The sequence below is a fragment of the Hymenobacter sp. 102 genome, assembly GCF_049949205.1.
Lineage (GTDB): Bacteria > Bacteroidota > Bacteroidia > Cytophagales > Hymenobacteraceae > Hymenobacter.
Map to the genome: position 1 here is coordinate 3,626,683 of NZ_CP188172.1, position 22,297 is coordinate 3,648,979.

21 protein-coding genes and 1 pseudogene are annotated in these 22,297 nt (G+C 60.5%); 17 read left to right on the forward strand and 5 right to left on the reverse strand.

Going from position 1 to position 22,297, the window contains the following annotated elements; genetic code table 11:
* Positions 1-34: 34 nt before the first annotated feature.
* From pheT to ACN19L_RS15665, 5 genes are all read left to right on the forward strand, one after another.
* Positions 35-2,530: a phenylalanine--tRNA ligase subunit beta gene (gene pheT / locus ACN19L_RS15645; protein WP_426490406.1), complete on the forward strand. Its 2,496-nt coding sequence runs from the start codon at positions 35-37 to the stop codon at positions 2,528-2,530.
* Between the two features lie 122 nt (positions 2,531-2,652).
* Complete coding sequence (locus ACN19L_RS15650) at positions 2,653-2,949, forward strand: hypothetical protein (RefSeq protein ID WP_125420402.1); 297 nt, start codon at positions 2,653-2,655, stop codon at positions 2,947-2,949.
* A gap of 37 nt (positions 2,950-2,986) precedes the next feature.
* Complete coding sequence (locus tag ACN19L_RS15655) at positions 2,987-3,277, forward strand: cell division protein ZapA (RefSeq protein ID WP_426490407.1); 291 nt, start codon at positions 2,987-2,989, stop codon at positions 3,275-3,277.
* A 133-nt stretch (positions 3,278-3,410) separates the two neighbouring features.
* Entirely contained in the window at positions 3,411-5,108 is a 1,698-nt protein-coding gene (gene rny, locus ACN19L_RS15660; protein WP_426490408.1) for a ribonuclease Y, read from the forward strand.
* Between the two features lie 319 nt (positions 5,109-5,427).
* Positions 5,428-6,015: a hypothetical protein gene (locus ACN19L_RS15665; protein ID WP_426490409.1), complete on the forward strand. Its 588-nt coding sequence runs from the start codon at positions 5,428-5,430 to the stop codon at positions 6,013-6,015.
* Positions 6,016-6,020: 5 nt separating this feature from the next.
* On the opposite strand, the gene ACN19L_RS15670 is transcribed toward ACN19L_RS15665, so the two are convergent.
* Complete coding sequence (locus ACN19L_RS15670; protein WP_426490410.1) at positions 6,021-7,421, reverse strand: mercuric reductase; 1,401 nt, start codon at positions 7,419-7,421, stop codon at positions 6,021-6,023.
* Between the two features lie 152 nt (positions 7,422-7,573).
* Here ACN19L_RS15670 and ACN19L_RS15675 point away from each other — a divergent pair, with 152 nt between their 5' ends.
* Positions 7,574-8,308 (forward strand): hypothetical protein, encoded by a 735-nt coding sequence (locus ACN19L_RS15675; RefSeq protein ID WP_426490411.1) that lies wholly within the window; start codon positions 7,574-7,576, stop codon positions 8,306-8,308.
* A gap of 254 nt (positions 8,309-8,562) precedes the next feature.
* On the opposite strand, the gene ACN19L_RS15680 is transcribed toward ACN19L_RS15675, so the two are convergent.
* The gene (locus ACN19L_RS15680; protein ID WP_426490412.1) at positions 8,563-9,843 is read right to left on the reverse strand and encodes a T9SS type A sorting domain-containing protein; all 1,281 of its coding nucleotides are present in this window, start codon (positions 9,841-9,843) and stop codon (positions 8,563-8,565) included.
* Positions 9,844-10,111: 268 nt separating this feature from the next.
* Positions 10,112-10,993, reverse strand: coding sequence for a succinate--CoA ligase subunit alpha (gene sucD / locus ACN19L_RS15685; protein ID WP_426490413.1), 882 nt, complete (start codon positions 10,991-10,993; stop codon positions 10,112-10,114).
* Between the two features lie 285 nt (positions 10,994-11,278).
* Here sucD and ACN19L_RS15690 point away from each other — a divergent pair.
* Positions 11,279-12,253 (forward strand): annotated as a pseudogene (locus tag ACN19L_RS15690) (PLP-dependent cysteine synthase family protein); the annotation flags it as partial.
* A 46-nt stretch (positions 12,254-12,299) separates the two neighbouring features.
* A complete protein-coding gene (locus ACN19L_RS15695; protein WP_426490414.1) occupies positions 12,300-12,707 on the forward strand; it encodes a response regulator in 408 nt (135 codons plus the stop codon).
* Positions 12,708-12,811: 104 nt separating this feature from the next.
* Here ACN19L_RS15695 and ade read toward each other — a convergent pair whose 3' ends face one another.
* Positions 12,812-14,467 (reverse strand): adenine deaminase, encoded by a 1,656-nt coding sequence (ade, locus tag ACN19L_RS15700; RefSeq protein WP_426490415.1) that lies wholly within the window; start codon positions 14,465-14,467, stop codon positions 12,812-12,814.
* Between the two features lie 378 nt (positions 14,468-14,845).
* Here ade and ACN19L_RS15705 point away from each other — a divergent pair, with 378 nt between their 5' ends.
* The 5 genes from ACN19L_RS15705 to ACN19L_RS15725 all read left to right on the forward strand — a co-directional run bounded on the left by ACN19L_RS15705 (position 14,846) and on the right by ACN19L_RS15725 (position 18,296).
* The gene (locus ACN19L_RS15705; protein ID WP_426490416.1) at positions 14,846-15,427 is read left to right on the forward strand and encodes a hypothetical protein; all 582 of its coding nucleotides are present in this window, start codon (positions 14,846-14,848) and stop codon (positions 15,425-15,427) included.
* Positions 15,428-15,437: 10 nt separating this feature from the next.
* Positions 15,438-15,830, forward strand: coding sequence for a hypothetical protein (locus ACN19L_RS15710; protein ID WP_426490417.1), 393 nt, complete (start codon positions 15,438-15,440; stop codon positions 15,828-15,830).
* Between the two features lie 41 nt (positions 15,831-15,871).
* Complete coding sequence (gene cmk, locus ACN19L_RS15715) at positions 15,872-16,588, forward strand: (d)CMP kinase (protein WP_426490418.1); 717 nt, start codon at positions 15,872-15,874, stop codon at positions 16,586-16,588.
* A 128-nt stretch (positions 16,589-16,716) separates the two neighbouring features.
* Positions 16,717-17,601, forward strand: a complete 885-nt coding sequence (locus ACN19L_RS15720; RefSeq protein WP_426490419.1) for a 4-hydroxy-3-methylbut-2-enyl diphosphate reductase — start codon at positions 16,717-16,719, stop codon at positions 17,599-17,601.
* 140 nt (positions 17,602-17,741) lie between these two features.
* A complete protein-coding gene (locus tag ACN19L_RS15725) occupies positions 17,742-18,296 on the forward strand; it encodes a DUF502 domain-containing protein (protein WP_426490420.1) in 555 nt (184 codons plus the stop codon).
* Positions 18,297-18,410: 114 nt separating this feature from the next.
* Here the strand turns inward: ACN19L_RS15725 and ACN19L_RS15730 are convergent, their stop codons facing one another.
* Complete coding sequence (locus ACN19L_RS15730) at positions 18,411-18,974, reverse strand: O-acetyl-ADP-ribose deacetylase (protein ID WP_426490421.1); 564 nt, start codon at positions 18,972-18,974, stop codon at positions 18,411-18,413.
* A gap of 152 nt (positions 18,975-19,126) precedes the next feature.
* Here ACN19L_RS15730 and ACN19L_RS15735 point away from each other — a divergent pair, with 152 nt between their 5' ends.
* The 4 genes from ACN19L_RS15735 to rimK all read left to right on the forward strand — a co-directional run bounded on the left by ACN19L_RS15735 (position 19,127) and on the right by rimK (position 22,217).
* Complete coding sequence (locus ACN19L_RS15735; protein ID WP_426490422.1) at positions 19,127-19,429, forward strand: 2TM domain-containing protein; 303 nt, start codon at positions 19,127-19,129, stop codon at positions 19,427-19,429.
* Between the two features lie 55 nt (positions 19,430-19,484).
* On the forward strand, positions 19,485-20,615 hold the full coding sequence (locus tag ACN19L_RS15740) for a PQQ-dependent sugar dehydrogenase (protein ID WP_426490423.1): 1,131 nt from the start codon (positions 19,485-19,487) through the stop codon (positions 20,613-20,615).
* A gap of 111 nt (positions 20,616-20,726) precedes the next feature.
* Positions 20,727-21,188 carry an ATP-dependent zinc protease gene (locus tag ACN19L_RS15745; protein ID WP_426490424.1) on the forward strand — a complete coding sequence of 154 codons (462 nt, stop codon included), beginning with the start codon at positions 20,727-20,729 and terminating at the stop codon, positions 21,186-21,188.
* Between the two features lie 90 nt (positions 21,189-21,278).
* Positions 21,279-22,217, forward strand: coding sequence for a 30S ribosomal protein S6--L-glutamate ligase (rimK, locus tag ACN19L_RS15750; protein WP_426490425.1), 939 nt, complete (start codon positions 21,279-21,281; stop codon positions 22,215-22,217).
* The last annotated feature ends 80 nt before the right edge of the window (positions 22,218-22,297 follow it).

Here is a 22,297-nt window from a genome sequence, read left to right on the forward strand (position 1 = left end):
CAACCGGCAACTGACAACTCGCAACTCGTAACTGATGAAAATATCCCTCGACTGGCTCCGCACGCTCATTCCTACCGATAAACCCGCCGAGGAGATTGGCAAGCTGCTGACCGGCTCCGGGCTGGAGGTGGAAGGCATTGAGGAGCTGGAAAGCGTACCCGGCGGCCTGCGGGGCGTGGTGCTGGGCACCGTACTCACCCGCGAAAAGCACCCCGACGCCGACAAGCTCAGCGTTACCACCGTGGACGTAGGCGACGGCACCACCCGCCAGATTGTGTGCGGCGCCCCCAACGTAGCCGCCGGCCAGCGCGTGGTAGTGGCCCTCGACGGGGCCGTGCTGCACCCCTCCGAAGGGGAGCCGTTCAAAATCAAGAAGTCCAAAATCCGGGGCCTGGCCTCCGAGGGCATGATCTGCGCCGAGGACGAAATCGGCTTGGGTCAGTCGCACGCCGGCATTATGGTGCTCGATACCGACCTGCCCAACGGCACACCCGCCGCCGAGTACTTCGGCCTGGGCTCCGATGCGGTCCTGGAAATTGGCCTGACCCCGAACCGCGCCGACGCCGCCTCGCACTACGGCGTGGCCCGCGAGCTACGCGCTTTGCTGCGCCAGCCCTGCCACCTGCCCGATATCAGCGGCTTCCACGCCCCGGCCACGGCTGCCGCGCCCATCCGCGTAACCCTGGAAGATGCCGCCGCGGCCCCGCGCTACGCCGGCCTGCTGCTCGAAAACGTGCAGGTAGGTCCCTCGCCCGAGTGGCTGCAGCGCCGCCTGCGCAGCATCGGCCTTTCGCCCATCAACAACGTGGTGGACGTAACCAACTTCGTGCTGCACGAGCTGGGCCAGCCCCTGCACGCCTTCGACGCCGACCAGATCAGCGGCAACCAGGTGCGCGTGAAGCGGGCCGTGGAAGGGGAGAAGTTCACCACCCTCGACGGCACCGAGCGCACTCTCCGCGCCGAGGATCTGGTTATTGCCGATGCCAATGGCGCGCCCATGGCCCTGGCGGGCGTGTTCGGGGGCAAGGCCTCGGGCGTGAGCGAAGCCACCACCCGCGTGTTCCTGGAAAGCGCCTACTTCGCCCCGGCCGTGGTGCGCAAAACCGGCCAGACCCACCAGCTCAAAACCGACGCCTCTTTCCACTTCGAGCGGGGCACCGACCCGAACATGGCGCTCATCGGATTGAAGCGGGCGGCCCTGCTGCTGCAGGAAGTGGCCGGCGCTACCGTGGCCGCCCCCGTGGTAGACGAGTACCCCGCCCACATCGGCCATACGCCGGTGCGCCTGCGCCTGCCCCGCGTGGAGAAGCTGGTGGGCCAGTTCATTGCCCCCGAGCGCATCCGTCAGATCCTGACTGACCTCGATATCCTCATTGCGGAGGAAATTATGAGTGATGAAGTAGGAATTATGAATGGGCAAACGGGCTCAACTCATAACTCTGCACTCAACTCTCATAATTCCCCGCAAGAGTGGATTTTGTCGGTGCCGCCGCATAAGGTGGACGTGACCCGCGAGGCCGACGTGATTGAGGAAATCCTGCGCATCTACGGCTACAATCACGTGGCTCTGCGCCCCCACAACTCGGCTACGTACCTGGCCCAGTTCCCCAACCCCGACCCCGAAATTATCCGCCAGAATACGGCGCGGCTGCTCAGCGGCCAGGGATTCTCGGAAATCATTACCAACTCCATCACCAACTCGCTGTACTTTGAGAAGGAAGGGGAGCAGGACGAGACGCTGGTGCGCCTGCTCAACTTCAACAGCGCCGAGCTGAACGTGATGCGGCCCACGCTGCTGCACAGCGGCCTGGAGGTAATTCGCCACAACGTGAACCGCCGCCAGCGCGACTTGAAGCTGTACGAGTTCGGCAAAGCCTACCGCCAGAAGGCCGGCGGCCAGTACGAGGAGTACAACAAGCTGGTCATTTACCTCACCGGCAACACCGCCGCCGAAACCTGGCAGCAGAAGTCGGACAAGAGCAGCTTCCACCAGCTGGCCGGCGCGGTGCAGCAGGTGCTGGCCTCGCTGGGATTCCCGCAGCCCACCTCGCAGCCGGTGCAGCACCCGTACCTGGCCGGTGGCCTCACGCTGCTGGCCCAGAACCAGCCGGTAGCTCAGCTGGGCGCGGTATCAACGGCCATCCTGAAGCGCCTCGACGTGAGCCAGCCGGTGTGGTACGCCGAGTTGGACTGGGACTGGCTGATGCGCAAGTACAAAAACGCGCTGGTAGCCCGCGAGCTGCCCAAGTTCCCGGAAGTGCGCCGCGACCTATCGTTGGTGGTGGATAAAACCGTCACCTTCGACCAGCTCCAGCAGATTGCCCGCCGCACCGAGAAGAAACTCCTGCAGCAGGTGAACGTGTTCGACGTGTACGAGGGCGACAACCTGGGCCAGGGCAAGAAGTCCTACTCTGTGAGCTTCCTGCTCCAGGACCCTGCCCAAACCCTCACTGACCAGGCCATCGACTCGGTGATGAACCGCCTCATCCAGCAGTTCGAGCAGCAGGCTGGGGCCCTGATTCGGAAGTAAAATCAGTTACGAGTTTCCGGTTGCCGGTTACCAGTGGCAGATTAGTTATAATTTGACCCGGTAACTGGCAACCAGTAACTCCTGACTGGCAACTGGTAACTGGAAACTCGCAACCCAAAAAAATGGCATCCACCCAGCAGCTTGCGCAACTCGACCGCCTGGAGCGGCAGGTGACCACCTTAGTGGCTGCCTATCAGCAGTTGCGCGAGGAGCTGGCCGATTCGCAAACCACCATTCAGCAGCTGCAGGCCGACGTGCGCGACCGGGAGCGGCAGTTGAAGGATTTCCAGAATCAGGAGAATATCACTAAACTTGTCAATACCATAGCCGGGGAACCGGCCAATGTCAACGAGCTGAAACTTCGCCTCAACGAATACATCCGAGAAATAGATAAGTGCCTTGCCTATTTGAGGGAGTAACCACCACCATACCAACCCCACCGCCCACTGGCTACTGATGTCCGATTTATCCATCAAAATCCGCGTTGCCGATCGGGACTACCCCATGCGGGTAAGCCCTGAGGACGAGGAACGTCTGCGCCTGGCAGGCCGGCTGCTAAACGAGCGGCTGAAGGAGTTTCGGGAGCAGTACGGCATTCAGGACAAGCAGGATCTGCTGGCCATGATTGCCTTATCAACGATGGCTGACCGCCTGAAGGTCACGAAGGAAAAGGATGGGACCGATGCGGCTCTGACTGAGCGCCTCGCGCGCCTGGACAAGCTGTTGTCGGGGATGGTGCTGGTGTAGCCGAGAGCGGCTTGCCGCCACGCGAAGTAGCAGCCCGAGCAGGGCGGGGCAATCGGCCCTGCTGCCTGCGCGGGCATTGGCGTTTCTACGGAGCTATGGGTTTCTTTCTTCCTTTAACCCCCTCTTATAGCTCATGTCCGAACCTCTCTATATTGTCCTGGCCGCCGTGCTTGCCCTCGTGGTAGGCGTGGTACTGGGGCGCCTGCTGGCTGGCAAAGCCCGGCAGGACCACGAAGCCGATGCCAAAGCCCGGGCTCAGCAGTTGCTGGCCGAGGCCGAAGCCCAGGCTACCCGCACCCGCGACGAGCGGATTCAGCAGTCGAAAGATAAATTCCGCACCCTCAAGCAGGAATTCGAACAGGAAAGCCGCCGCCAGAAGCAGGCCCTCGACCAGGAACTGACCGAGCGCCGCGCCGCCGTAGTGGAGCAGGAGCAGAGCATCAAACAGCTCAGCCTCACCACCCAAAAGCAGCTGGAGCAGATTCAGCGCAAGGAAAAAGAGCTGGATGCCACCCGGGAGCGAATTGAAACGCAGGCCCAGCAGCAGCGCGAAAAGCTGGAAGCTCAGGAAGAAAAACGCAAAGCCACCCTCGAAGCCCAGCTGGCCAAGCTGGAGCAGCGCGAGCAGGAAGTGGAGCAGGAACTGGAGGAAACCCGTCAGGACCTGAGCGAAAAGCTGCAGCAGGTAACTTCCCAGCTCGAAACCATTTCGGGCCTCACGGCCGCCGAAGCTCGCGAGCAACTGGTGGAAAGCCTCAAGAACGAAGCCCAGATTCAGGCCAGCTCCTACATCAAGGACGTGGTGGCCCAGGCCAAGCTCACAGCCACCAAGGACGCCAAGAAAGTAGTGCTGGAAACCATTCAGCGCACCGCCGCCGAGCACGCTATTGAGAACTGCGTGAGCATTTTCAACATCGAATCGGACGACGTGAAGGGCAAGATTATCGGCCGGGAAGGTCGCAACATTCGGGCCCTGGAAGCCGCTACCGGCGTCGAAATCATCGTGGACGACACGCCCGAGGCCATCATCATCTCGGGTTTTGACCCGGTGCGCCGCGAGGTGGCCCGCCTGAGCCTGCACCTGCTGGTGAAGGACGGCCGCATCCACCCGGCCCGCATCGAGGAGATTGTGGCCAAAACCCGCAAGAACATCGACGAGGAAATCGTGGAAATCGGGGAGAAAACCATCATCGACCTGGGCATCCACGGCCTGCACCCCGAGCTGATCAAGATGGTGGGCCGCATGCGCTTCCGCTCGTCGTACGGTCAGAACCTGCTCCAGCACAGCCGCGAGGTAGCCAACCTCTGCGCCACTATGGCCGCCGAGCTGGGCCTGAACGTGAAGCACGCCAAGCGCGCCGGCCTCCTGCACGACATCGGCAAAGTAAGCACCGAGGAGCCCGAGCTGCCCCACGCCATCCTGGGCATGGAAATGGCCAAAAAGTACAAGGAACACCCTGACGTGGTAAACGCCATTGGCGCCCACCACGACGAGATGGAAATGACGGCCATGATTTCGCCCCTGGTGCAGGCCTGCGACGCCATTTCCGGCTCGCGCCCCGGTGCCCGCCGCGAGATGATGGAGAGCTACATCAAGCGTCTGAAGCAGTTGGAGGAAACCGCCAACGGCTTCAAAGGCGTGAACCAGTGCTTCGCCATTCAGGCCGGCCGCGAGCTGCGTGTGATGGTGGACGCCGAGAACGTAACCGACGAACGGGCAGCCGAGCTGAGCTACGAAATTTCCCAGAAAATCGAGAAGGAGATGCAGTACCCCGGCCAGATCAAAATCACCGTTATCCGCGAAATGCGCGCCGTGGCCTACGCCAAGTAGCACACGCTTTAGCTTGTGATAGTACACAACCGCCCCCGCAGCCTTGGCTGCGGGGGCGGTTGTGTTTTGGCAGTAATGCAACGCGGCAAGCAATTTCCGACTCCTGGGTAACGGTTACCTCACATAATAAAACTATATGCGCCCAACTATACTTCTTTTTAACCTGCCGGCCGCTAGTGCATCCCTGCTACTGGCCAGTTGCTCCGTGTACGCTCCGTTGCAGCCGGCAGCCCCGCTTATCCGGCAGAAGGGACAGGCCGAAGTAGCCGCCAGTGCTTACATCAATGGCCGGTTGGAAAGCGCCGTAACCTACTCACCAGTGAACAACCTGCTGGTGCGGGTTGCGGGCGGGTTGAAAACGGGCGGCGGCGACTCCAGCTACTTCCGCATCAGGCAACTGGAAGCGGGTGTGGGCACATACCGGGACCTGGGTAACGGGTGGGTAATAGGCGGGTTGGCCGGTTACGGAGGCGGAAAAAGTAGCCGACGGTTTGAGGATGGTGGTTTCGAAGCCCGCTGGGATACAGTGAGATTTCGCAGCTATGCGGCTAAATTTCAGAAGCTCCACGCGGAAGTGTACGTGGTGCGGGATGAAAGCTGGCTGAACGCCGGACGTCTGGGGTACGGAGCAAGCGTGCGGCTGGCGCAGGTGCGGTTTACCTCCTTAACAGACCAAGGCACACCTGTGCCACTGCGCCAGATGACGCGGGTAGAGCCGATGGCCTTTATCAGTTTTAGCAACCCGGATGCATTTTCCTGGCTACAACTGCGTTTGACCACTAGTCTGTCCATATCACCGGATGAGCGGAACCAGCCCTCCCCGGATGAGCGTATTCGCAATACCAAGGAAGGCCGGCTATTCACTTCCCTGGGATGTACGATTTACCCACATCGGTTCAGGGAGTAACCGTATTAGCTCGCCTTCACCAGCTTGGCGAATAAGTTGTTAAGCGCCTCCGCCCAAGTAGGGTGGGCGAATACGGTGTTCTGCAGGTCGTCGCAGGTGAGGCCGCCGGCCATAGCCAGCTGAATCATCGACATGATTTCGCCGCCCTGCTCACTGAAGATAGTGGCCCCGAGGATGTGGTTTTTGTCATCGACGAGTACCTTCATAAAGCCGTCGGTAAGGCTGGTTTCCTGGGCCCGGCCCACCACGCGTACCGGCATGGTGGCTACGCGGTAGGCTATCTTTTCGTGGCGGGCCTGCTTTTCGCTGAGGCCGATGCGGCCCAGCTGGGGCTGGGTGAATACCACGTAGGGCAGGGGGCGGGCTTTGGCCGAGCGGCGCTTGCGGTGCAGAATATTGTCGCGCACCACGCGGTAGTCGTCGTAGGCCAGGTGGGTGAACTGGGGGCCGGGGTGCACGTCGCCGAGGGCGTAAATACCACGCACGTTGGTTTGCAGCCGCTCGTTTACCAGCACGTAACCTTTTTCATCGGTTTCCACGCCGGTGGTTTCCAGGCCTAGGTCGTCGGTGTTGGGCTCCCGGCCCACGGCCACCAGCAGGTGGGAACCGCGCAGGCGCCGCTCCCCGTCGGGGGTACTGGCCGTGAGGGTGTACTCGCCGTCGGCGTTGCGTGAGACGCGGCGCACTTCGGCTTCCAGCACAAACTCCACGCCGTCGGCTTCCAGCTGCTGGCGCATGGCTTGGCACACGTCGTCGTCCTCGCGCTCCAGCAGGTTCTTGGCCGCGTCGATGATGGTGACGCGGCTGCCGAAACGGCGGAACATCTGCCCGAACTCCAACCCAATGTAGCCCCCGCCCAGAATCAGCAGGTGCTCGGGCAACTGCTTGAGGTCGAGGATATCTACATTAGTAAGAAAGCCGCTTTCGGCCAGCCCCTCAATGGGCGGTACGGCTGCCCGGGTGCCGGTGTTGACGAAAATGAGCGGGGCCGTCAGTTCCTGTATTTCTCCCGAATCAAGCTGTACCCGCAGCACGCGGGCACTGCGGAAGCGGGCATGCCCCATGAGCACGGTAATACCTGTCTGCTCCTTGGTCAGATTAGCGCGCACTCCGTCGCGCTTGTGCTGAATGATGGCGTTCTTGCGCCCGATGATAGCCGGAAAATCTGGTTTAGGGACACTGGTTTTTACGCCGTATTCGGCGGCGGTGGCTACTTGGTGCACGCGCTCAGCAGAGGCCAGCAGGGCCTTCACCGGTGAGCAGCCGTAGTTGATGCAGGAGCCACCCAGCAGGTATTTTTCAATGAGGGCTACCTTACGGCCCGCTTTAGCCAGCGCCGTAGCCAGTGGGTTGCCGGCTTGGCCGGAGCCAATGATGATAGCATCAAAACGAGTAGGACGGGGCATACGTGGAGAGGCAGATAAGTGAGCCGTCCGGAAGCCGGACAGTATTCCCCTATACGGCCAAAACCGGTAAACTGCCGGTCCGGGGCCGAAAGCTGCACAACGAAACCCGTCTGCCGACGTTGTGGGGTCAACTTCCTATCTTCCCGTTGCCTATGCTGAGCCTGCTTCGTCGCGTTGCATTTTTGGGGGTGCTGCCGCTGCTGGCCGGCTGCTCGTCGTTGTACTTCCCGCCTCCGCCGCAAGTGCCGCTACTCACCCAGAAGGGCGAGTGGAGCGGGGGCATCCATACTAACTTCAGCCAGAATACCGCCGTACAGGGGGCCTATGCCGTGTCCGACCATCTGGGTGTGATGGGCTCGGCCTCGTTTCTGCACACCGATAAGAAGAAGCGGGCCGAGGACCACGACTTCGGGGAACTGGGCTTGGGCTACTACACCCGTCTGCGCGACTCGCGGGTGCTGGAGGTGTACGGCGGCTACGGCCTGGGCCACACCAAGCGCGTGGAGCGCACGCCCGCTGAGGGCATTACCCGCACCCTCGAAGGCAGCCTCGACAAGTACTTCGTGCAGGTCAACTACACCTCCAAGGACAAGAAAACCTACCACGTGCTCGGCCGCGACTGGCCCGTAACCTACGGTACAGCCCTGCGCGCCAGCTACGTTACGCTCACCAACTTTCGCCTCGACGGCCAGCCCCATACGCCTGAAAACAACATCTTTCTGGAGCCTATTACCTACACCCGCATCAACCTGGTGGGGCCCATTGACTTTCAGTTGATCAGCGGCAGCAATTTCGGGCTGCGGCACCGGCGGTATTTGAAGGCGGCTAACTCCGTGTTTCAGTTTGGGCTGGTGGTGAACGTGGGCGGGCAAAGCGGAGGAAAATAACTGGGAATACGGAATCGGAAAAAATTTAACCCGCCAGGACTGCTATTAACCGAACTCTGTTGATGGCCTGAATGGTAGCTATACCTTGTGAAAGATTCTGCTCTTTCTGGTGTTTCTCATTCAGTGGAAACACCTACCTGCCTGAAGCTCCGGAAAAGACGCCGCGTTGATGAGCAAGCCGGAAAGCGGCAGGTGTAGTGCACGGTAACGGGCAAAAATAAAAGAACCCGGAAGGCCGGCGACGCCGAAAAAAGTTAATGGATTACTGAGAGTCGCTGCCGTCGCAGGTGGGTGCCCACCCGCAGCTCGGCAATGTATGTTCCGGAGGCAGGGAAACCCTGGATGTCCAGCCACTGCTCATGTTGACCCGGTTGTTGCACCGCGCCGCGCTGTAGCAGTAAAATTTCGCGCCCCTGCATGTCCAGAATGCGCAGCCACACCGGTGCCGCCACCGGAATAGTATAGATCAGCTGAGTGGAAACGGCTACCGGATTTGGGTAAGCGGGGGCAAACCGCATGTATTTTTCAATGAGTTCATCATTGTCCGCCTCCTCCATGTCCGTCTCATCCCGGGAAACGGGTGTGTTATCCACAATTGGTTTGCCGGTTGGCTCCAGCTGTGGGCCGGCCTGGTGTTTCACCTGTACATACTGGTGCCCGATAAAAGCGAGGTGTTTGGCATCCCAGACGTCCTCCTGCCCTTGGTCTAGCATCGTCTGGCAGTAAGCTCGGTACACTTGACGCTGGTTGCTTATCTGGGCGGCGGTGAGGTTCACGGGGCGTTTGCTCACATCGTAGCCCACATACTGAAAAAACCGGCATTCCAGCTGCTTCATTACGTTCAAGGCGAGGGAGCCCGCCAGGTAGTGGTCAGAGTGGTCACTAGGGTTACACCGGGTATCCGTCTGCGGAATGTGCAGCGTGAGTTGACCTTTAATGGCCTCTTGTGCCAGCAGAGTCCGGATAGTCTGCGTTAAATCGTTCCAGGAGGTATAGGCGGGCCCGCCATTCAGCGGCACCAGCGGGCGGTTGGCGTCGCGCAGCTGCTGCAGGCTCTGAAAGCGGCCCCGGGCTAGGCCTTTGCCCTGCAAGCCTCCATCGGGCAGGTGAAGGTAGAATGCCACCGCATTCCGCGAACGGTACGCGTCAATGGCGTGTCCGTTTACGAGTACTTTTTCCGAGAATGCCGTGGCTGTCACCGGTGACAGCGGGTTGGTAACCTGTTGCACGGAGGCCCGATGGCCCGCTTCCCGCCCCTGCCAGTAACGATCTGTGGTTACGTCGGCCTGCCCGCCAGTAAGGCAGATAAATACCAGCTTACGACGCGTGTGCCGGGCCTCCTCGCAGATGGCGGCACCCATAAACAGTTGCCAGTCATCAGGATGAGCCGTGATGATGGCCGTCCACCGGGGAGTTTTCTGGAGGGATTTGGGTTGATTTGGAACGACAAACGGACTGGCAACGGGGCCCTGCGCCAAACAGGGCAGGGGGCAGAGTACTCCCAATAGGAAAATCCAGAGTAGCAGTTTTCTCATACGGTGCTGGCAGTACGGTAGCAGAACAAAGCCCCGTTGATTTCAAAGTTATTGGTCCAGCTTCAGGAATCCAGACAATTTTTCAAACCTCTGGGCGAAGCTGCCAGAAATCTTGCCCAATGCACGCTATGGATAGATCAACGGCGCAAAATGGCCGGTCGAACACATTAAATAGATGTCCTTGATGAAAGGAGGAGCTGTTTAAAATAAAAAGCGGCTTCCAGTGACGGAAGCCGCTTTTTATGAAGCTAACTTGTTGATATACTGATTATTTGCTGCCCAGCACGCGCAGCATTGTGTCGCCGATTTCGGCGGGCGAGTCCACTACGTGGATGCCGCACTCACGCATGATGGCCATTTTAGCCGCGGCCGTGTCGTCGGCACCGCCTACAATGGCTCCGGCGTGGCCCATGCGGCGGCCGGGAGGTGCAGTCTGGCCGGCAATGAAGCCTACTACGGGCTTTTTGTTGCCGGTTTCCTTGATCCAGCGAGCTGCTTCGGCTTCCATGCCACCGCCGATTTCACCGATCATCACGATGCCCTCGGTTTCGGGGTCGTTCATGAGCAACTCTACGGCTTCTTTGGTGGTGGTGCCGATGATGGGGTCACCGCCGATGCCGATGGCCGTCGTCTGGCCCAGGCCGGCTTTAGTGAGCTGGTCCACGGCTTCGTAGGTCAGGGTGCCCGATTTGGACACGATGCCCACGCGGCCTTTCTGGAAGATAAAGCCGGGCATGATACCCACTTTGCACTCACCAGCCGTCATTACGCCGGGGCAGTTGGGCCCAATCATGCGCAGGCCTTCGCGGCCTTTCAGGTACTCCTTCACCGCAATCATGTCCTTGGTCGGAATGCCTTCAGTGATGGTCACAATCACCTTGATGCCGGCATCGGCAGCCTCCATGATGGCGTCGGCGGCAAACGCCGGCGGCACGAAGATGATGCTGGTATCGGCACCGGCCTGCTGCACAGCTTCGGCTACGGTGTTGAACACGGGCCGGCCGAGGTGCTGGGTGCCGCCTTTGCCGGGCGTTACGCCGCCCACCACGTTGGTGCCGTACTCAATCATCTGCTGGGCGTGGAACGAGCCTTCGGAGCCCGTAAAGCCCTGCACAATCACTTTGGAATCCTTGTTTACCAGAACACTCATGAGAAGAAGTGGGGTTAGCGGAAGATGCTGATGGTTGGGGTGGGATGCTACCGCAGCGGCGGGGCCGGCGGCGGGGCAAAAGTAGATGTTTTTGCCGCTTAGCCGAAGCGAAGCCCAGATTTATCGGTTCGCGGCGGAGGGATAATGCCTGGGAAGTGCTTTTCCGCCGCGTGGAAGCCTTCTATAGGCCCCCGGCAAACTTTGGCGCGCAGCCAGTGGCTCCCGTCCGGAATCCGTACCTTTGCGGCCTCTCTTCCCGTACCTCTTACCTCTCTCACCCACAGTATGTACCTGAATAACATTGTGGAAGCCGTGGGCAATACGCCCCTGGTGAAGCTCAATAAACTCGCGGCCGGCATTAAAGGCACCGTGCTGGTTAAAGTAGAATACCTGAATCCGGGTAACTCGGTGAAGGACCGCATGGCCATTAAAATGGTGGAGGACGCCGAGCAGGCCGGCCTGCTGAAACCCGGTGGTACCATCATTGAGGGCACCAGCGGCAACACTGGTATGGGCCTGGCCCTGGCGGCCATTGCCAAAGGCTATAAGTGCATCTTCGTGATGAGCGATAAGCAGAGCAAGGAAAAGCAGGATATCCTGCGGGCCGTGGGCGCCGAGGTGGTGGTATGCCCCGTGGACGTAGCCCCCGAAGACCCCCGTTCCTACTACTCCGTAGCGAAGCGCCTGAGCGAGGAAACGCCCAACTCGTTCTACCCCAACCAGTACGACAATATGTCGAATACGGCGGCGCACTACGAGAGCACCGGCCCCGAAATCTGGGCGCAGACGGAGGGTAAAATCACCCATTTCGCGGCCGGCGTGGGCACGGGCGGCACTATCTGCGGCTCGGCCAAGTACCTGCGGGAGCAGAATCCCAACATCGTGACGGTGGGCCTGGATACCTACGGCTCCGTATTCAAGAAATACAAGGAAACGGGCATTTTCGATGAAAACGAAATCTACCCGTATAAAACTGAGGGCATCGGGGAAGATATTCTGCCCAAAAACGTAGATTTCGATCTGATTGACCTGTTCATCAAGGTAACCGATAAGGATGCGGCATTGATGACGCGGCGGCTTGCCAAGGAAGAAGGCCTGTTCGTAGGCTGGTCGTGCGGTTCCGCCGTGCACGGAGCCTTGGAATATGCCAAAGAGCATCTGCAGGAAAGCGATACGATGGTCATTGTTCTGCCCGACCATGGAACCCGCTACCTGGGTAAGATTTACAATGACGACTGGATGCGGGAGCAGGGCTGGCTGTAAGCCCCTTCTCCTCTTCTTTCTCACACATAACTAGGGCTAGGGTATGGCTAACAAATTGCGCACTGTAGTGCTGGTGGATGACAATGAAACAACTTGTTTCCTGAACAACCGGCTGTTGAGCCGGCTGGATGTGGCGGAACAGGTGCTCACGTACTTCCGGGCCGAACAGGCTTACCAGGAGCTGTGGGGCACTACCAACGATGGCCAGGCCCCCACGCCGCCGGAGCTGGTGTTCGTGGATTTGAAGATGCCCGGCATGGATGGCTTCGAGTTTCTGAAACTGTATAGCTCCCTGCCCGAAGATGTGCGCAAAAAAACCGTGTTGGCCGTGCTAACCACCTCTATGCACGCCGCCGATACTGCCCGCGTAGCCCAGCACGAAGGGGTGGAGTACCTCGCCAAGCCCCTCACGGAGGAGAAAATGGAAAAGCTGCTGCAAAAGCGGTTTTAACTCTAGAACTGAGAATTTAGAAGCAAGAAGTGAGACGTACGTTCAGTGGCGCTTTGCCAGAACGTACGTCTCACTTCTTGCTTCTAAATTCTCAGTTCTAACATTTACACGACTGCCTCTACGAAGCGGAAGGCTTCGCCGTCGAACAGGCCTTTGTCGCTGAGTTTGAGGCTGGGGATAACCAGTAGGGCCATGAAGGAGAGTGTCATGAAGGGAGCCTGAAGGCCGGAGCCCAATTCCTTGGCCAGAGCATCAATGGCCGTATAGGCGGCCGCCACCACCGGGCCCGGCTGGTCGGACATGAGGCCTGCCACTGGCAGGGGCAGAATCAGTTCCCGGCCATCGGGAGCTACCACGGCGAGGCCGCCCCGGGCCTCAATTACCAGGTTTACGGCTCGGGCTAAGCTTTCATCGTCGCAGCCTACGGCGGTAATGTTGTGCGAATCGTGGCCGACGCTGCTGGCCAGGGCCCCGTGCCGGAGCCCAAAGCCCTGAATGAACGCCACTGCTGGCGGGGCCGCGTGGTAGCGGTTTACCACCGTGAGCTTAAGTACATCCTGCGGCACGTCGGGTATCACCAGTCCGTTGGCTACCCGGGCCGGTACGTCGTGGCGGGCGGTGATGAGCTGCCCGTCGAAGCACTCAATGACGCGCACGGTGGCGGCCGCCTGCGGAGCAGGCAGCCGGAAGTCGGCGGCCCGCACGGGGTTGGTGTCAAAGTTGTTGATAACGTCCACGGGCACTCCGGCAAGCAGGGACTGGCCGTTTTCGGCTACCAGCGCACCATTCAGGTAGGTCTGCTGCACGGTGAAGTCGCACAGGTTATCCACCACAATAAAGTCGGCCGGGTCGCCTTCCCGGAGCAGGCCTACGGGCAGGCGGTAGTGCTCTACGGGGTTGCGGCAGGCCACGCGCAGTACCTTCAATACATCCTGGCCCCGGGCCACGGCCCGCTGCACCAGGTGGTTGATGTGGCCCAGCAGCAGGGTGTCGGGGTGCTTGTCGTCGGAGCAGAACATCAGGTGCTCGTAGTGTTCCGGCAGCAAATCAATCAGGGCCTCGAAATTGCGGGCCGCTGAACCTTCCCGAATCAGCACCTTCATGCCCACGGCCAGCTTGTCGAGGGCTTCTTCGGCCGTAAAGCACTCATGGTCGGTGCTGATGCCGGCCGAGGCGTAATGAGCCGCATCCGGGCCGCGCAGGCCGGGGGCGTGGCCATCCACGGGGCGGTTGTACTGCTGGGCCAGCCGGATTTTCTCCATCACCTGCTCGTCGCGGCTAAGCACACCCGGCCAGTTCATCATCTCGGCCAGGTAGCCGACTTCCGGATGGTCGCGGAACAGCAGCTCAATGTCCTGGGCGGTTATTTCGGCCCCGGCGGTTTCAAACGGCGTGGCCGGTACGCACGATGGGGCCCCAAAGCAGAACTTAAAGGGCACCTGAGCCCCGTTGCGCAGCATGTACTGCACACCGGCCACCCCCAGCACATTACCGATTTCGTGCGGATCCGATACGGTGGCGACGGTGCCGTGCGCCACGGCCAGGCGGGCAAACTCGGAGGGCACCAGCAGGGAGCTTTCCACGTGCACGTGGGCATCCACGAAGCCGGGCAGGGCGTAGGGTAGGGCTGCGTCGGGCAGAGTAGCGCCGGTGGGCTCAATGCGCCGGATGCGGCCGCCCGCCACGTGCACCGTGGCCGGGGTTATGGTGTTGGCAAACAGGTTAATAACATTGGCGCGGAGCTGAAAATCGGCGGACATGAGGCGGGGGCGGGGCTCAGTGAAAAGTACTATTATCGGGCGGCTAACGGGTAAAGAACCGTATATTTGCCGAAAATCCGTGCCGTGAGAAAGATTGTGACTTTGCTACTGGCCGCCCTGCTTGGAGGGTCGGGCCTGCTAACGGCCGGGTGTGCTACCCGCAGCCCCCAGCAGAAAAAAACGGCTTCCATCAAGCGCAAAGCCAAATTCGGTAAGCTGCCCTGTCCCTGCGAAAGTCATTAGCGCTTCTGCCGGTAGTTCTGATAAAAGTTGTCCGGTTTCGTATCTAACGCTCTGCCCGTTTCCGTGAAGTACATTGTCTGCTATAGTTTGCTGCTGGTTGCGTTGCTCCTCGGCGCTGGTACAGCGCATGGGCAGATGAACCCAGTGTACCATAATATGGGCGGGCGCACCGCCCGGGCCCTCAGCGGACCAGGTGCCTGCCAGTTGGCCGATGGACGCTGGCAGTCCGGCAAGCTACGGTTGGAGCCCTCGGGCCACCTGCGGATTCAGCCCGCAGAAGGGGAATCCAATGTGTATCAGGCGGGGGAAGTGCAGGGGTTTACACTAAAAACCGATACGTTCGGCGTGGTTCGCAACGTGCATACTCCCTCCCAAAGAATAGGTGCGGCATTTGCCCAGAAACTGTACCGGTACGGGCAGTTCACGGCGTATAAGTTTGACCCGCGCTACACGGGCGCAACGGAAACTTTTCTGGGAATGGAAACCGCCAATCCTTCCTATGCAATGGACCTAGTGCTGCAACCCGCCACCGGCGACGCGGTGCTGGTGCCAACGGGCCGGAATGCTTTCACGCAAACCATGCTCCGCCTGGTAGGAAATTGCCCGGAACTAGCCACGCAGATCACCAAAGGCAAGCTGGGCCGCCAGCACATGCGGCAAATTTTACAGACCTACGCCCGCTGGCAGCAAGCCAATCCGCAGTCTGCTACCAATTAACCCCTTGAGTATGCCCGATGAGAATCCGCTGGCTGCGCTGGTAGCCGCCGCCGAAGCCGTGCGCCAGCAGCTGCACGTGAACACCTACGATGCCGCCGCCGTGCAGCGCCTCGCTGAATTTATCGAGGAGCAGCGCCCCACCATCAAGGAGGCGGAACGCCAGGGCGTGATTACCGCGTTGGGTTGCTTTCTGGGCCAGTGCCTGGTAGAAGCTTACCAGGGCGAGTGGGCCACCGGCCGCGACGGCACCACGGGCGTGGGAATCAACGAGGTGAATTTCTTTAACCCTTTTTACCGCGTAAGCGAGCAGCTGACCAAGGGCCTGAGCCACTCAGTTGCCACGTTTTTCGCGAGTGTACCCGAGCGCCTGGCCGCCAAGCCAAGCCGTAAAACCTGGATTTAGTGAGCCCTTTTCGTCAGCCCGAGCCTAGCAGCGAACCTGTCATGCGAAAAATCGTCATTGCCATCGACGGCTATTCTTCCTGCGGTAAAAGCACCACGGCCAAGGCCGTGGCCGCCGAGCTGGGCTACGCCTACATTGATACCGGGGCTATGTACCGGGCCGTCACGCTCTACCTGCTGGAGCACGGTATTGCCTTCGATGACTTGCCCCGCGTGGAGCAGGCCCTGCACGAGATGCACATCAGCTTCAAGCGCAACCGCAAAACCGGCCGCAACGAGCTGTGCCTGGATGGCGTGATTCGGGAAGACGAAATCCGGCAGATGCGCATTTCCAACCTCGTGAGCGAGGTATCGGGCATACCGGCCGTGCGCCACGCTATGGTGCGGCAGCAGCAGCGCATGGGCCGTAAGCGCGGCGTGGTAATGGACGGGCGCGACATCGGCACCACCGTATTCCCGGATGCCGAAGTCAAGGTGTTTATGACGGCCGAGGTGCTCACCCGGGCCCTGCGGCGGCAGGAGGAGCTGGCCGTGAAGGGTGAGCAGGTATCAGTGGAGGAAATTGCCGATAACCTCAGCAAGCGGGACCATCTCGACTCTACCCGCACCGAAAGCCCTTTGCGCCGCGCCCCCGATGCCGTACTGCTCGATACTACCCACATGCTCATCGATGAGCAGGTGGATTTCGTACTGGAACGGGTGTCGGCCACGCTGTTTTCCCTGGCCGCGGCGGGCTGGACACAGAATACCACCAACTAGCGCGGGTTTCGCGTAGTAAGGGAGAGGAAAATGCCTCCCGATTGTTACTCTCAGATTGCGGCACAGGATTCGCAGCAAAAGGCAGCGGGCGGGGCTAGTTTGGCCCTGCTCTCCACGTTAAGGAGCTCATGAACGTCACCATCGATAAAAATTCCGGCTACTGTTTCGGCGTTGAGTTTGCCATTCAGATGGCCGAGGACGAGCTGGCCCAGCAGGAAACTCTGTATTGCCTCGGCGACATTGTGCACAACCGCATGGAAGTGGAGCGCCTGCACGCGCTGGGGCTGCGCATCATCGACCGGGAGCAGCTGGAGCAGCTGCACGATGCCAAGGTGCTTATCCGGGCCCACGGCGAGCCACCGGCAACGTACGAGCTGGCCCTGCGCAACAACATTGAGCTGATTGATGCTTCCTGCCCCGTGGTGCTCAAGCTGCAGAACCGCGTGAAGCACGCCTTCGACGCCAGCACCCGCCAGAACGGCCAGATTGTGATTTACGGTCAGCCCGGCCACGCCGAAGTAACCGGCCTTACGGGCCAGACGCTCAACCAAGCCATCATCGTCATGACGGAGCAGGACCTCGACCAAGTGGACTTCTCCCGCCCCGTTACCCTGTTCAGCCAAACCACCAAAAGCACGGCCGGCTTTTACCACATGAAGGCCATAATAGAAGACCGGATTCGGGCCGCCGGGGGCTCTCTGGAAGAGTTTGATGCCAACGACAGCATCTGCCGGCAGGTGAGCAACCGGGAGCCGGCGCTGGCCAAGTTTGCCACCCAGCACGATGTTGTCATCTTTGTGAGCGGCCGCAAAAGCTCCAACGGCAAGGCTCTGTTTTCGGTGGTCAACAAAACCAACCCGCGCAGCTACTTCGTGGAGAACGAGGAGGAACTGCAGGACGAGTGGTTCCACGGGGCCGACTCAGTGGGTATCTGCGGGGCTACCAGCACGCCCATGTGGCTGATGCAGCGCGTGAAGGACCGCATTGAGGAAGTAGCCGAGCACGTAGCGTAAGCACGTAATGCGCTCATTCCGAACGAAGCGAGGAATCTGGCACAACCACCAACCGGTTGCCTCAGATTCCTCGCTTCGTTCGGAATGACAGTTTTCAGGGTATCCGTCTCTGCCTAACTTGCCGGCTCTATCCCTTCCTCATGCGGCGCATTCTCAATTACTTTCTCAGCGGTTTTCTGATTGTAGCCCCCATCGGGCTGACGATTTACATCCTGTACGCGCTGCTGCGCTGGCTCAACGACCTGTTTACGGGCCTGAGCTTTGATGTACCGGGCCTGGGGCTGGTGGTGGCCGTGCTGCTGATAACGGCGGTGGGGTTCGTGGCCAAATCGTTTCTGGTGCGCCCGTTCCTGATTATCACCGAGCGGCTGCTGCACCGCACGCCGCTGGTGAGCATCATCTATTCCAGCCTCAAAGACCTGTTCGACGCCTTCGTGGGCGACAACCAGAAGTTCAACCGCCCGGTGCTGGTGCGCCTGAGCGCCGCGGACCAGACCTTTAAAATGGGCTTCGTCACCCAGCCCAGCATGCAAGCCATCCACCGCGACGACCTGCTGGCCGTGTACTTCCCGCACTCCTACAACTTCTCGGGCGAGCTGGTGCTGGTGCCCATCCAGAACGTCACTTACCTCGATCTGCCCAGCTCCGAAGTCATGAAGTTCATCGTGTCGGGCGGCGTCTCGCGGCTGGGGTGAACGGTGAAGTGGTGAAATGGTGAAATTGTGATTTAGTGAAGTGGTGATTTAGTGAATGTTCTGGCGGCACTGGTGCAGCTGCAACGCCAGAACATTCACTAAATCACCACTTCACTAAATCACAATTTCACCTTTGTACAGTTGCTCACTTTCTTCGTCGAATACCACGAACGTGACTTCCAGCTCTTGGTGCTGCGCTAGAAACGTGTGCACTTCGTGCACGGCAATGGCGGCGGCTTCGGCTTTGGGGTAGCCGTAAATGCCGGTGCTGATGCCGGGGAAGGCCACGCTGCGGGCCCCGTTCTCCACGGCCAGCCGCAGGCAGTTGCGGTAGCAGCTGGCCAGCAGCTCCGGTTCCCGCTTGTGGCCCCCGTTCCAGACCGGCCCCACCGTATGGATGACGTAGCGGGCCGGCAGCCGGCCGCCGGTGGTCAGCACGGCCTCGCCGGTGGCTAGGCCCCGGCCGTAGTGGCCGGCCCGCAGGCGGCGGCAGGCTTCCAGAATTTCGGGCCCGCCGGCCCGGTGGATGGCGCCGTCCACGCCCCCGCCGCCCAGCAGGCTGGAGTTGGCGGCATTCACGATGGCGTCGGTATCGAGGTGGGTGATGTTGCCGCGGTAAAGCAGTACGCGGCCGAAACGGTGGGCGGCCGCCCGCCAGTTGGTAAAGGAAGCAGGCATACAGGGAAGCAGAAGTGCCCGGGCCGAAACAGTTCGGGAGGCTTATTTGACGGTTCAAGTACGCGAAATGGCCGCTTGGGTAACCCGGGTTTTGGGTATCTTCTTGAAAAGAATAGGTTTGTTTCATCCTACTACCTAAACGCCCCCGCACTATGGAAACCCCGGCCCGTGACCCCCAACTGTGGCGCCTTGCAAAGGCCCGCGCCAAATTCAAGTCGCACCTGATTACCTACGTGCTGGTGAACCTGCTGCTGTGGGCCATCTGGGCTTTCACAGATGGCTATTCCCGCCGCCACGGCTATAACTCCTTGCCCTGGCCCGTTTTTCCTACCGTGTTCTGGGGCTTCGGCCTGGCTATTCAGGGCCTGACCACGTACGGCGTGCTGGGAAAAACCAGCCTAATGGAACGGGAATACGAAAAGCTGCTGCGCCGTCAGGACAAACAGCAAGCGTAGTAGCCGCGTGGCGGCCGGGCAACCTTCCGGCCGCCTCCGCGGTTTCACGCAGTATATGACACTGACCTCCCCGCTTTCCGCCCTGCTGCTGGCCCCGCTGCTGCTGGTTTCGGCCGCTACGCCGCCCCATCCGGCTCCGGCCCCCGATGCCAACCTGAGCAAGATCAAGCTGCCCGCCGGCTTTACCATCAGCTACTTTGCGAAGGGCGTGAAAAGTGCCCGGGAGCTGGCCGTGGGCCCCGATGGAACCGTGTATGTGGGCACCAAGGACGACAAAGTGTACGCCCTGCCCGACCGCAACAAGGACGGCCGCGCCGACGAAGTTGTTACCATTGCTACCGGCCTGAACGCGCCCAACGGCGTGGCCGTGCGCAATGGGGCCCTCTACGTAGCCGAAATCAACCGGATTCTGCGCTACGACAACATTGCCCGGCGCCTGAAGCAGAAACCCCAGCCGGCCGTGGTGTACGGCAAGCTGCCCACCAAGGAGTGGCACGGCTACCGCTACATTGCCTTCGGGCCCGATGGCAAGCTCTACGTGCCGGTGGGCGCGCCCTGCAACACCTGCCTGCCCGAGGAACCCATCTACGCCACCATCAACCGCATGAACCCCGACGGTTCCGGCCTCGAAACCTACGCCTACGGGGTGCGCAACACCGTCGGTTTCGACTGGAGCCCCCGCGACAAAGCCCTCTGGTTTACCGACAACGGCCGCGACCAGCTGGGCGACAACCTGCCCGCCGATGAGCTGAACCGCGCCGCCGGGCCCGGCCAGCACTTCGGCTTCCCGTATTTCTTCGCCGGCGACGTGGCCGACCCCGAGTTTGGCAAGGGCAAATCGGCCGCTACCTACGTGAAGCCGGCCCGCAAGCTGGGGCCCCACGTGGCGGCTTTGGGCATGAAGTTTTACACCGGCACGAAGTTTCCGGCCCAGTACCGCAACCAGATTTTCATTCCCGAGCACGGCTCCTGGAACCGCAGCAACAAAATCGGCTACCGCATTAGTCTGGTGAAGCTGGATGCCACCGGCAAGCAGGCCTTGAGTTATGAAACCTTCGCCGATGGCTGGCTACAGGGCCAGACGCCCTGGGGCCGTCCGGTATGCCTGCTGGTGCTCCCCGACGGGTCCCTACTCGTGAGCGACGACCAGAACGACGCGGTGTACCGCATTAGCTACAAGGGGTAGCGGTGAAATAGTAAGATAGTGAAATGGTGAGTTTGCTGTGCTATTAGCGCTGCCTGTGCATATTGCGCTGGTAGCACAGCAAACTCACTATCTCACCATTTCACCTTTGCTATGAAGCAGCGCGCACCGAAACGCACCGTGGGACGGCGGGAACTGGTCGATTTTCCGCAGTTTCAGCTCTGGGGAGTAGAGGCCAAGATTGATACCGGGGCCTACACCGGGGCCATTCACTGCTCCAACATCCACGTGGAAACTGACGCCGCGGGCCGGCAGCGCCTTCACGTGCAGCTGCTTGACCCCTCGCACCCCAATTTCGACGGTTCCCCCATGCAGTTCGAGCAGTTTACCCTGCGCGACATCCGCTCCTCCAACGGGGAGGTGCAGGAGCGCTACGTCATCCGGGCCGTGCTGCGGCTGTTTGGGGAAGACTTTGAAACCGAGTTTTCACTTTCCGACCGTTCCGATATGCGCTACCCGGTGCTGCTGGGGCGGGTGCTGCTGCGGCAGGCCCGGCTGGTGGTGGACGTGGCCCGGCGCAATATTTCCCACAAAAATCAGCTGGCGGCTCGCTAAAAAACCGTGGGGCGTGCCGCTGGGTGCGCCTATCTTTGCGGCGGTGAGCCCTGCAGCTCCCGTAACTCTTCCATTACCTATTCCTGTTCAATGAAACTGGCTATTCTCTCGCGTGAGCCGAAGCTATACTCTACCACCCGGTTGGTAGAAGCCGCCGCGCAGCGCGGGCACGAAGCTGTGGTAGTGGACCACTTGCACTGCAACCTGGTGCTGGAAAAAGGCAAGCCCGGCATTATCTATCAGGGGCAGAAGCTGGAAGGCTTCGACGCCATTATCCCGCGCATCGGGGCTTCCGTCACGTTTTACGGCTGCGCCGTAGTGCGTCAGTTTGAAATGATGAAGGTGCGCACGGCCGTGGAAAGCCAGGCCATCGTGCGCAGCCGCGACAAGCTCCGTTCCATGCAGATTCTGGCCCGCGCCGGCGTGGGCATGCCCAAAACGGCCTTCACCAACTACTCCGACGAGGTGCCCGAGATGATCCGGCAGGTGGGCGGCGCGCCCGTCATCATTAAGCTGCTGGAGGGTACCCAGGGCCTGGGCGTGGTGCTGGCCGAGTCGGAAAAGGCGGCGCAGTCGGTGATTGAGGCCTTTCACAACCTCAAGGCCCGCATCATTGTGCAGGAGTTCATTGCCGAAAGCAAGGGGGCCGACCTGCGGGCCTTCGTGGTGAACGGTGAGGTGGTGGGGGCCATGAAGCGTCAGGGCAAGGAAGGCGAGTTCCGCTCCAACCTGCACCGAGGCGGCTCGGGCACCCTCGTGAAGCTCACCCGGGCCGAAAAAGCTGCCGCCCTGCTGGCTACCAAGGCCCTGGGCCTGGGCATTGCCGGGGTGGATATGCTGCAGAGCAAGCGCGGCCCACTGGTCCTGGAGGTGAATTCTTCGCCCGGCCTGGAGGGCATCGAAAAAGCTACCGGCCTCGATATTGCCGGCAAAATCATTGAATACACGGTAGATCTGGCCAAAAAGAAAAAGGGGAAAAAGCCCGCCGCCGCACCCGCTCCCGCTCAGCCGGACGCCCAGCCGGAGTAGGGGGCCGCGCTTGGCCTTACCGGCCGGAGTTGCGTATGACCGGAAAGGGGGGCGCGAGTCGGCCGGTGGTTGGGAGTGGG